The organism is Streptomyces sp. FH025, from assembly GCF_017427025.1.
Taxonomy (GTDB): Bacteria; Actinomycetota; Actinomycetes; order Streptomycetales; family Streptomycetaceae; genus Kitasatospora.
In genome coordinates, this window is the sequence record NZ_JAFLNG010000486.1 from 1 (window position 1) to 5,914 (window position 5,914).

4 protein-coding genes are annotated in these 5,914 nt (G+C 71.4%); 2 read left to right on the forward strand and 2 right to left on the reverse strand.

The window, feature by feature from the left end; translation table 11 throughout:
* Positions 1-317: 317 nt before the first annotated feature.
* The gene (locus J0670_RS27395; RefSeq protein ID WP_207814375.1) at positions 318-1,247 is read right to left on the reverse strand and encodes an NAD(P)H-binding protein; all 930 of its coding nucleotides are present in this window, start codon (positions 1,245-1,247) and stop codon (positions 318-320) included.
* A 264-nt stretch (positions 1,248-1,511) separates the two neighbouring features.
* Between J0670_RS27395 and J0670_RS27400 the strand changes: the two genes are divergently transcribed.
* Together J0670_RS27400 and J0670_RS27405 are read left to right on the forward strand one after the other, a co-directional pair.
* On the forward strand, positions 1,512-2,537 hold the full coding sequence (locus tag J0670_RS27400; protein WP_207814378.1) for an alcohol dehydrogenase: 1,026 nt from the start codon (positions 1,512-1,514) through the stop codon (positions 2,535-2,537).
* An 83-nt stretch (positions 2,538-2,620) separates the two neighbouring features.
* Entirely contained in the window at positions 2,621-4,477 is a 1,857-nt protein-coding gene (locus J0670_RS27405; RefSeq protein ID WP_207814376.1) for a glycoside hydrolase family 15 protein, read from the forward strand.
* Positions 4,478-4,499: 22 nt separating this feature from the next.
* Here J0670_RS27405 and J0670_RS27410 read toward each other — a convergent pair.
* Positions 4,500-5,914 (reverse strand): ATP-binding SpoIIE family protein phosphatase (locus tag J0670_RS27410; protein ID WP_207814377.1); only part of this gene is annotated, 1,415 nt, incomplete at its 5' end.

Below are 5,914 nucleotides of genomic sequence, written 5' to 3' on the forward strand. Positions count from 1 at the left end.
CTCGCCGGTGCCTTCCGAGGTTTCGCGCCCCGTCCGACGTTTCAAACTCTAGCCGGTCCCCGCTCCGAAAAGCGAATCCCGCCGCAATCCGATAAAACGCACACACCGAATACACACCGAGCCGCAACGCAAGCATGCGAAAGCGACCCAGCACGAACCGGGTAGTGGTGTTTCAGAGGATTGGCCGCCCCGGGACCGTCCGCGCAAACGCGTGTCCGGTGCTCCCAGCCGAGCGACTGGTCGACAGTACTCCTACTCCGCACCCGACACAAATGCCCTGCCCGGACCGCCCAGCTGAGCCTGCTACCGCCACGCGGTCAACGCGTGTACAGCTCGGCGTTCTGGCGGACGAACTCGCCCAGCCCTGAAGGGGGACGCCCGATGACCTGCTCCACACCGTCGGTCTGGCGGTCGTACCGGTTCTCCGCATGGAGTCGGGCCATGGTCGAGATGTGCTGGAAGACGTGCTCCGGCAGCCCCAGCGACCCGAGATCGTTGTCGATCCACTCCTGTAGCGGGACGTCGGTGTAGCTGACCGGCCGGCCGAGAGCCGCCCCGATCTCTGAAGCCATGGCCGCGCCGCTCTGCGAGCGGGAGCCCGTCAGCTCGTGGATCCGGCCGATGTGAGGGGCCGGGTCGGCCAGGATCTCCGCCACGACCGCGGCGACGTCGGCGGCCGCGATGGGGGAGGTTCTCGCCTGGCCGAAGGGCAGCCGGATGGTGTCGTCCGTCGCGATCGAGGACAGGCCGACCCGGAAGAGCGGGTTCTCCATGAAGACGGTGGGTCTGATCTCGACGACGGGCAGGCCCGACCAGTCGAGCAGCTGCTCCACCAACCACTGCTGCCGGTGCTGGTGCGACTCGCCCGTGCTGGTGAGGCCCAGCTCGGAGACGGTCAGCTGCGACATGTTCACGAATGCCTCCAGCTGTCCGGAGGCGCGCGCCACGGCCGCTGTCGCGGCGGCCGCCTCCAGGTACTGCACCGACACACCCATGCCGAAGTACATCCGTCCGCAGCCGGCCAGGGCGTCGGCGATGTCGTCCGTGCGCGTCAGATCCCCGACGACGACCTCGGCGCCCGTCGCGCGCAGTGCCCCGGCGCGCTCGTCGTCGCGGCGCACCATGGCCCGCACGGGCAGGCCCCGTCGCCGCAGGTCTTCCACCACGGACCGCCCGACGGCCCCGACGCTGCCCGCGGCTCCGGTGACCAGGATCGGCCGTTCACCATTCTCCGAGGTGTGCTCCACAGCAGCAGGCTGCCGCCCACACCGCCACGGCGCAACGGGGGCGCTCCTCCCCGCCCCTGCGCCACGCTCCCCGCGGCAACGCGGCAACCCGGCAACCCGGCAACCCGGCAGCGCGGCGACGTGGCGGCGCCGACCTGCGGCCCCGACCGGGATCCACGAGAATCGCCGTACCGGAGCAGGCCTCGATGCTCTCCCTGATCGGCCTGCCGATGCACGGCGACCGTACGGAGACGACGTCCCGGAGGAGCGCTGAGAATGAGCACCTTGAGTACCTACCGAGTCGCACAGGCGACCGCCCCTGGCGGTGCGCTCCAGCCGGCCGAGCGGGAGGTGCCGCGGCCGGGTCCAGGCCACGTGAGGATCGCCGTGGAGGCGTGCGGCGTCTGCCACTCCGACGCGCTCTTCGTGAACGCCGCGCTGCCCGGCATCTCGTTCCCCGTGGTTCCCGGACACGAGATCGCCGGGCATGTCGAGGAGCTGGGCGAAGGCGTCCAGGACCGTGGATGGCGGATCGGTGACCGGGTGACGGTCGGCTGGTTCGGCGGCAGCTGCGGTTACTGCAAGCCGTGCCGCCAGGGCGACTTCATCGTGTGCCGGACCCTGAAGGTCCCGGGGTGGACGTACGACGGAGGCTTCGCGGAGAAGGTGATCGCGCCCGCCGACGCACTGGCCCGGATCCCCGACGAGCTCTCGGCGAGCGACGCCGGGCCGATGGCCTGCGCGGGCGTGACCACGTACAACGGGCTGCGGCGCAGCAGCGCCCGGCCCGGCGATCTGGTGGCGGTGCTCGGTCTCGGCGGGCTCGGGCACCTCGGGGTCCAGTACGCGGTCGCGATGGGCTTCGAGACCGTGGGGATCGCCCGGGGCTCCGAGAAGGCCGGCTTCGCCGAGCAGTTGGGCGCCCACCACTACATCGACAGCACCACCGGCACCCCGGTCGCCGAGGCGTTGCAGTCCCTCGGCGGCGCCAAGGTCGTGCTGGCCACCGCCGGAAACTCCGAGGCCATCTCGTCCACCGTGGACGGCCTGGCCCCTCGCGGGGAGCTGGTGGTGATCGGGGCGGATGCCTCACCGATGGCGATCACCCCGGCCCAACTGCTCATGACCGCCACCGTCGTCCGGGGCCACCCGTCCGGCACCGCGCAGGACGTGGAGGACACGATGGCGTTCAGCGCCCTGCACGGCATCCGCCCGATGACCGAGACCGTGCCGCTGGACCACGCCGAGGAGGCGTACCAGAAGATGCTCGCCGGCAAGGCCCGCTTCCGGATGGTGCTCACGACCGGCTGACGCCGACGCCCCGAAGCGCCGCGATCTAGCATGAGACGAGGGGTTCGGCTCGGTGCCCCGCGGCACCGGGTGAGGAGGCCGCGATGGAGCAGCACGGCAGGGGCGGATTCGAGCAGCCGGACGTCGGCGGGCAGCCGGACGGTTCCCGGTACCCGCTGATCTCCGAGCACGGTCTGATCGGTGATCTCCGTTCCGCGGCGCTCGTCGCCACCGACGGCACCATCGACTGGTACTGCTGCCCGCGCTTCGACGCACCCAGCGTGTTCGCGTCCATCCTCGACGCGGACCGGGGCGGCCGCTTCGAACTGTCCGCGGACGTGCCGGCCCGTACCCGGCAGTTCTACTTCCCCGACACCAACGTCCTGATCACGCGGTTCTTCGCGTCGGACGGCGTGGCGGAGATCCAGGACTTCATGCCCGTCGTCGACGAGTCCCGCGAGGCGGACCGCCACCGGCTGATCCGGCGGGTGCTCTGCGTCCGCGGGGTGCTGCCGTTCCGGGCGAGGATCGCCCCGCGCTTCGGCTACGGGACGGAGGCGCACACCGTGGAGCTCGTGGGCGGCTACACGGTGTTCCGCTCCCCCTCGCTGTCGCTGGCGCTGACCGCCACCGTGCCGGTCGAGACCGACGGTGTGGACGTGTGGTCGCACTTCAAGCTGCTGGAGGGCGAGTCCGCGGTGTTCGCCCTCGACCGGGTGAGCGCCGAGGTCAGCCCGCGTTCCTGCCCCCACCAGGAGGCGGAGCAGCAGTTCGAGGCCACCGTCCGGTTCTGGCGCCACTGGCTGTCCCAGTCGCGCTACCACGGGCGGTGGCGGGAGATGGTGCACCGCTCGGCCCTGGTCCTGAAGCTGCTCACCTATGCGCCCACCGGGGCGATCGTCGCCGCCCCGACCACCAGCCTGCCCGAGCAGATCGGCGGCGAGCGCAACTGGGACTACCGCTACGTGTGGGTCCGGGACGCGGCCTTCTGCGTCTACGCCATGCTCCGGCTGGGTTTCACCTCGGAGGCCGAGGCCTTCATGGGCTTCATCTCCGAGTACGGGATCATGCGGGGCATCACCGAGACCGGTCCGTTGCAGATCATGTACGGCATCGACGGGCGCTGCGACCTGCCGGAGTACGAGCTGTCCCACTTCGAGGGCTACCTGGGGTCGGCGCCGGTCCGGGTGGGGAACGCCGCCACCCGGCAGCTCCAGCTGGACATCTACGGCGCGCTGATCGACTCCGTCTACCTCTACGACAAGTGGGGGCAGCCGATCAGCAGCGGTCACTGGGACCAGGTCGGCGACGTGGTGGACTGGCTCTGCGAGTCCTGGGACCAGCCCGACGAGGGGATCTGGGAGACCAGGGCGGGCCGGCGCGACTTCGTGTACTCGCGGCTGATGTGCTGGGTCGCGTTCGAACGGGCGATCCGGACGGCGAACCGGCGCGGGCTCCCCGCCGACCTGCCCCGCTGGCGCCGGACCCGCGACGCGGTCTACCGGCAGATCATGGCGCGCGGCTGGTCGGCCGAGCGCGGCGCGTTCGTCCAGGGGCTGGACAACACGGTCCTCGACGCGTCCCTGCTGATGATGCCGATGGCGAAGTTCATCTCGCCCACCGACCCCAAGTGGCTCTCCACTCTGGACGTGCTCACCTCGGACCTGGTCTCCGACTCCCTGGTCTACCGCTACGACCCGGCGACCAGTCCGGACGGGCTTCGGGGCTCCGAGGGCACGTTCTCGATCTGTTCGTTCTGGTACGTCGAGGCGCTGGCCCGGGCGGGCCGGCTGGAGGAGGCCCGGCTGGCCTTCGAGAAGATGCTCACGTACGGCAACCATCTCGGTCTGTTCGCCGAGGAGATCGGCCGCACCGGTGAGCAGCTCGGCAACTTCCCCCAGGCGTTCACCCATCTCTCCCTGATCAGCGCCGCGTTCAACCTGGACCGCGCCCTGGGCTGACGGCGCCGCCCAGCCGGTGCCCCTACCCGCCCACGGACCAGGCCGCCAGGGCGTCCGGTTGCAGGAACTGCTCGGCCCAGATGATCTTGCCGTCGGCGGTGTAGCGGACGCCCCAGCGTTCGGCGAGCTGGGCGACGAGGAACAGGCCGCGGCCGCCCTCGTCCTCGGCGGCCGCGTAGCGCAGGTGCGGGGCGGTGCTGCTGGTGTCGGCGACCTCGCAGATCAACGTACGGTCGTACAGCAGCCGGACCTTGATCGGTCCGCTCGCGTAGCGGATGGCATTGGTCACCAGCTCGCTCAGCACCAGTTCGGTGACGAAGACGGCCTCCTCCAGGCCCCACTCGGTGAGTTGTCGAGTCGCCTCGGCGCGGGCCTGGGCCACGGCCTCGGGAGTCGCGGCCACCTCCCACTCGCTGGTCCGGTCGGGCGCCAGCACGCGGGTCCGGGCGACGAGGAGGGCGATGTCGTCGGCCTGGCTGACGGGCAGCAGGGCGTCGAGCACCGCGTCGCAGACCTCCTGGGGGGATCGGTCGGCGTGGGCCAGGGTGGCGGTGAGGACGTCCAGGCCGACGCCGATGTCGCGGGTGCGGTCCTCGATGAGACCGTCGGTGTAGAGGACCAGGTTGCTGCCCGGCGGCACCCGTACCTCGATGGCTTCGAAGGGCATCCCGCCCAGGCCGAGCGGCGGACCGGCGGGGAGGCCGAGGACCTCCACCGTGCCGTCCGGGTGGACGAGGGCGGGCGGTGGATGGCCCGCCCGGGCCAGAGCGCAGGTGCCGGTGGTGGGGTCGTAGATGGCGTAGAGGCAGGTGGCGCCGGTGATCGCGAGCTCGCCCTCGGCCGCGGCGGTCTCCTGGTCGATGTGGGCGACCAGTTCGTCCAGGTGTCCGAGGAGCTCGTCCGGCGGCAGGTCGAGGGTGGAGAAGTTCTGGACCGCGGTGCGCAGGCGGCCCATGGTCGCGGCGGCGTGCAGGCCGTGGCCGACCACGTCGCCGACGACGAGCGCGACCCGGGTGCCCGGCAGCGGGATGACGTCGAACCAGTCGCCGCCCACCCCCGCCTGGGCGGGGAGGTAGCGGTACGCGATGTCGAGGGCGCTCTGCTCGGGCAGCGCGCGCGGCAGCAGGCTGTGCTGCAGGGTGACGGCCATCGTGTGCTCGCGCGTGTAGCGGCGGGCGTTGTCGATGGCCACGGCGGCCCGGGCGGCCAGCTCCTCGGCCAGGGACAGGTCCTCCTCCTCGAACGGCCCCTTCTCCCGGCTGCGCCAGAAGCCGGCGATGCCCATCAGCACACCCCGCGCCGACAGCGGAACGGTGATCAGCGAGGCCAGGCCGAAATCCAGCACCGCCTGCGTCCGCGCGGCGTCCTGCACGCGCCAGCCCGCGTTGGTCGCCAGCTCGGTGACCAGCGTGGGACGTCCGTTGACGAAGGCCTCCG

Excerpts from the sequence above, each read along its gene's own strand:
- J0670_RS27405 (WP_207814376.1), top strand. The coding sequence starts at position 2,621 with ATGGAGCAGCACGGCAGGGGCGGATTCGAGCAGCCGGACGTCGGCGGG.